The organism is Priestia sp. P5_B4 (assembly GCF_056400385.1).
In genome coordinates this window covers 1-3,087 of the sequence record NZ_JBFULJ010000453.1, presented here as the reverse complement: position 1 = coordinate 3,087, position 3,087 = coordinate 1, and the positions used below count along the sequence as shown (strand labels likewise).

The window sequence follows — 3,087 nt, the reverse complement described above, 5'->3', positions numbered from 1 at the left end:
TCATGCATGTCATTCATTGTAACAAGAAGTTTATTTAATAAGTTCAGCGTTGAAATATGGATAGCCGTTGGAAATACATCATTTGTTGACTGAGACATATTCACATGGCTGTTAGGACTTAATTTACCATATTCCCCTTTATTATTTCCCATAATTTCAAGAGCACGGTTCGCAATAACTTCATTGGCATTCATATTCATTGATGTTCCTGCTCCGCCTTGAATAGGATCAACAATAAAGTATTCATGCCACTGACCTGCTAAAATCTCATCAGCAGCTTGAACAATTGCATTTCCAATACCTTCATATAAGCGCTTTGTATCCATATTTGCAAGCGCTGCCGCTTTTTTCACAATAGCAAGCGCTTTAATCATTTCTTCATGTACTTTATAACCCGTAATCGGAAAATTTTCTACGGCACGTGCGGTTTGTACACCGTAGTATACGTCTGCTGGGATTTGTTTTTCTCCTAGAAAATCAGCTTCTGTACGATATCCTGCTGTTTCTTGTTTCATAGCTGTACCTGCTTTCTTTTTTAATTAATATCTTCTGCAATCGATGTTTCCATTATCTTTTTAACTTGGTGAGGATCTTTGGTTTGTCCGAGCACCCACATTAATTTAGGAACAATGGCTTCTGTGTTCATGTTTTTTGAGCGAACGACGCTGTCATGATTAATCATTCGGCCTACTTCATAAATGCCCATGTCTTCTCCTTCTTCAAGACACTGAGTCGTAATGACAACGGATACACCGTGGTTTGTTAACTCAACAAGCTTGGCTAAAATGTTACGAACTTGAAATGGAATGCCTCCACTTCCATAGCTTTCAACAACAACGCCTTGATATACATCCTTTAATCCATCGAAAAATTCGGGTTTAATGCCGGGAAACAGTTTAACAACCGCTACATCCGTACAAAGAGATGTATTAACCACCAACTCTTCTTTACTAGAGCGAACGGATTTTGTATATTCCACCGTATTATCATGGATAGACGCCACGTATGGGTAATTAATGCTTTCAAATGCATCATAGCTTTTTGTACGAAGCTTAATTGCTCTTGTACCTTGAATCACACGACCGTCAAAGACTACATAAACTCCGCCTGTTTCTTCACATGCAAAGCGAATCGCATCTGCAATGTTGCGCTTCGCGTCCGTTTTACTAAATGAAATAGGAATTTGAGATCCGGTAATCGCAATTGGTTTTTTAGAATGCTGAAGCATGTAAGAAAGAGCTGCCGATGTGTAGGCCATTGTATCAGTTCCATGGGTAATAACAAAACCATCGTATTCATTATAATGCTCTTCAATCGCTTTTGCCATCTCTATCCAACATTCTGGCTGCATATTTGTACTATCAAGATTCATAAGAGATTTGCTGTCAATTTGACAGTGTTCATTTAAATCAGGTATGTAGCTTAGTAATTGATCTGGCTCCATTCCAGGAACAAGTCCATTTTCACCTTCAAGTGAAGCGACCGTTCCACCAGTTGATAACAATAATAGTTTTTTCAAAACCGACATCCCCTTTGCTTAATTTTTGTAAAAAAACCTGACAATCTATCAAATAAATTATATTCATTTCGCGTACTTCACCTGTAATTATAGTAACCAAAAATCAATAAATCAAGAGAAAAATTATTCGTTTCGCGTACACTTTTCTCTGCAGCAATGATATAATGAATAAAAATGTAAATTAGCTCACGGTTGGATTACAAAGATCTGCGCGCGAGCTGAATGCCTCGGTTTTTTACATACTACACCTACAAAGGAGCGTCATGAATGTTAAGCAGATTAGCTCAACTCAGGAAAGAAAAAAAATGGTCTCTTCAATATACAGCTGACCAGCTTGAAATTGCTAAAAGCACCTACGCAGGATACGAATCTGGCTATCGTCGTCCTTCTCTTGAAGCACTCGTTACAATCGCAGAACTATTTGATACATCAACAGACTACTTGCTAGGTAAGGAAAAAGAACCTCACTCTCTTTCAGATGCACCCATCGAATTAACATCGCCTCAAACTCATACGATTACGGTCGACGGTGCGGAACTATCTCAAGAAGAAATTCAGCAGCTGACGGCTTTTATTCGTGCTAAAAGACAAATTGAAAAAGAAACTGCACCTTCTTCAATTTAAAGAAGATTAGAAGCAGGGTGCTTCTAATCTTCTAGCTGCATTTCTAAATACCCTACTACTTCTTTTGTTATTTCCTCTTCTGTTTCTTCCAGCAGCTCGCCGGTTATCTTGCTGCCTGGGAGCTTCCTCGAAGAACGGATGCCCCAAAACGTGCGTACACAGTGCCAGATAGGAATAAAAAGACTGTCTAAAAACTCATCTTTTTCCAAAATACCCACTTGAATAGTGGTGTGGTAACCGGGCTGAAAAGCATTTTTCCCTTCACGGATCACACCTACAGAAATCTCCATCCCTTTTTTTTCAAAAGCTTCTTTATATTGTGCATATATTGATTTGAGAAGTTCTTGCATAGATCTTTCAACTGTATGTATATGTTGTTCTAACTGCGGCGTAAATTGTTTTGCGGTGTATTCCATCTATCTCCCTCTTCTTTCGGTTCCCTATCCCTTATTTTAGCGACTTTCATTTTATTGTATCATAAGAAAAGCTTTTATCTGTCTAGCAGAAAACCCCGCTTTTTTATAGAAAAGCGGGGTTCATACGTACCTTTACGAGCAATAGCTTACATTGCTTTGTCTTGTTTAGAAGATGATTTTAATTTTTTATTTTTAGTTGGATCTGGCTCATTAGAAGACATGATGATATTTCCTTCGCCGTTGCACACTTTGCACTTTATAAATCCAAATTTCTTACCGGCTCCTTGGCATTGTGGACAAACATATCGAATTGGCATAAACTGTACCTTCCTTCTTTCTAATTTATACCTGCGCCTTGAAAGCGCCTGTGGCTAGTTTATAATTTTATTATAAGTTGTACAATCCACCCTATCAAGACGTGCCAAATTGCACATCTTTAATGGCAAGAAATCCTTCCTTTCTAAAATTCACCTGAAAAATGAGTCGATAGACAGGAAAATTTCTTTTCATGTCAAAAGGCAATACGTC

The 3,087-nt window shown here is 38.1% G+C and carries 5 protein-coding genes; 1 reads left to right on the top strand and 4 read right to left on the bottom strand.

Annotated elements, in window-relative coordinates; genetic code table 11:
- Both AC1DRF_RS21160 and AC1DRF_RS21155 read right to left on the bottom strand, forming a co-directional pair.
- Positions 1-515, bottom strand: a 515-nt coding sequence (locus AC1DRF_RS21160; RefSeq protein WP_477741613.1) for a lyase family protein, incomplete at its 3' end; no start/stop codon positions are given.
- Between the two features lie 20 nt (positions 516-535).
- Positions 536-1,519, bottom strand: coding sequence for an asparaginase (locus AC1DRF_RS21155; protein ID WP_043981468.1), 984 nt, complete (start codon positions 1,517-1,519; stop codon positions 536-538).
- Positions 1,520-1,786: 267 nt separating this feature from the next.
- Here AC1DRF_RS21155 and AC1DRF_RS21150 point away from each other — a divergent pair, with 267 nt between their 5' ends.
- Positions 1,787-2,143: a helix-turn-helix domain-containing protein gene (locus tag AC1DRF_RS21150; protein WP_013057773.1), complete on the top strand. Its 357-nt coding sequence runs from the start codon at positions 1,787-1,789 to the stop codon at positions 2,141-2,143.
- A gap of 23 nt (positions 2,144-2,166) precedes the next feature.
- Here the strand turns inward: AC1DRF_RS21150 and AC1DRF_RS21145 are convergent, their stop codons facing one another.
- On the bottom strand, positions 2,167-2,559 hold the full coding sequence (locus tag AC1DRF_RS21145) for a hypothetical protein (protein WP_427075991.1): 393 nt from the start codon (positions 2,557-2,559) through the stop codon (positions 2,167-2,169).
- 146 nt (positions 2,560-2,705) lie between these two features.
- Positions 2,706-2,876 carry a hypothetical protein gene (locus AC1DRF_RS21140; RefSeq protein ID WP_013057775.1) on the bottom strand — a complete coding sequence of 57 codons (171 nt, stop codon included), beginning with the start codon at positions 2,874-2,876 and terminating at the stop codon, positions 2,706-2,708.
- Between the last annotated feature and the right edge of the window lie 211 nt (positions 2,877-3,087).